We start from the raw sequence: 370 nt of genomic DNA on the forward strand, positions 1-370 counted from the left end.
TCACCACCTTCCTCCTCGCTGAAAGTGCTTTACAACCCGAAGGCCTTCTTCACACACGCGGCATGGCTGCATCAGGCTTGCGCCCATTGTGCAATATTCCCCACTGCTGCCTCCCGTAGGAGTCTGGACCGTGTCTCAGTTCCAGTGTGGCTGGTCATCCTCTCAGACCAGCTAGGGATCGTCGCCTAGGTGAGCCATTACCCCACCTACTAGCTAATCCCATCTGGGCACATCTGATGGCAAGAGGCCCGAAGGTCCCCCTCTTTGGTCTTGCGACGTTATGCGGTATTAGCTACCGTTTCCAGTAGTTATCCCCCTCCATCAGGCAGTTTCCCAGACATTACTCACCCGTCCGCCGCTCGTCACCCAG

1 rRNA gene is annotated in these 370 nt (G+C 56.8%); it reads right to left on the reverse strand.

The window, feature by feature from the left end:
* Window positions 1-370 (reverse strand): 16S ribosomal RNA (locus WCL58_RS25280); the annotation flags it as partial.

This window comes from Serratia sp. TMDUHS_CL (assembly GCF_037137105.1).
Taxonomy (GTDB): Bacteria; Pseudomonadota; Gammaproteobacteria; order Enterobacterales; family Enterobacteriaceae; genus Serratia; species Serratia nevei.